This is a genomic window from Bacteroides ndongoniae, assembly GCF_900108345.1.
In the GTDB taxonomy this organism is placed as follows: domain Bacteria; phylum Bacteroidota; class Bacteroidia; order Bacteroidales; family Bacteroidaceae; genus Bacteroides; species Bacteroides ndongoniae.
Genome location: NZ_FNVV01000008.1, coordinates 1 through 887, shown reverse-complemented (window position 1 = coordinate 887; position 887 = coordinate 1). Strand labels below are relative to the sequence as shown.

1 protein-coding gene and 1 pseudogene are annotated in these 887 nt (G+C 39.3%); one reads left to right on the top strand and one right to left on the bottom strand.

From position 1 onward, the window contains the following. Positions 1 to 551, top strand: a 551-nt coding sequence (locus tag BQ5591_RS00220; protein WP_159434395.1) for an IS66 family transposase, incomplete at its 5' end; no start/stop codon positions are given. A gap of 234 nt (positions 552 to 785) precedes the next feature. Here the strand turns inward: BQ5591_RS00220 and BQ5591_RS21715 are convergent. Then, a pseudogene (locus tag BQ5591_RS21715) lies at positions 786 to 887 on the bottom strand (IS982 family transposase); the annotation flags it as partial.

Below are 887 nucleotides of genomic sequence, written 5' to 3'. Positions count from 1 at the left end.
GTCTGGCTCATGCAAGGGCTAAGTTCAAGTATGCCTTCGACCAGGGAAGCCTTCAGGCAAGAATCTTCCTTGAGCTGATAGCAGAATTATACGGCATGGAAGATACTTACCGCCGGGAAAAACTTACTGCAGACGAGATTTACCGCAGAAGGAACAGTAAGGAAACAACTGAGGTCATCGAGAAGATAAGGACAGAACTTTATGATCTGCTTGCAAATCCGGATGAGAACCGAAGCGAACTTATGAGCAAGGCTCTTAACTATCTGAAGAACTTCTGGAATCAGATCTTTGCCTACAGAAATGATGGAGAATACTCCATAGACAATATGGCAGCAGAAAGAGCGATAAGACCAATCACTGTCCAAAGAAAGAACAGCCTGTTCTTCGGAAGCGTGAAAGGAATACAGAACTCCGCAATCTATAATACCTTTATAGAAACCTGCAAACAGGCAGGAGTCTCCTTCAGGGATTACTTCTGCAAGCTGCTCAGAGAATTAAAAAAGGGAAGAACGGATTACGAAAACCTTCTTCCCATGACAATATGCAAATAATAATCGTTAAATTTGTGGATTCTTTTTTAGACGGGTGCCGACTGGCGCCCGTCTAAAAGGGGATACCCTAAAATTGGAAACTTACAAAATGATGAAAGATTTTAGATGAATTATTGCCAACTTATTGAAGTTTATGTAGCATCTGTGACATTGGAAAATTTATACTTCCAATGTCGCAGATAATATTTTCAGTATCTTGTGGTATAATGTATTTAACGTGAGTTCGATATAAAATCAAAAAAAAGAAAGTTGTCTGTCATTGACAAAATTTATATCAATAGCTGGCTTCTTTTCAAAAAAGCAGTATGCTGCGATAGCCGACAAAGAGTTAGCTAT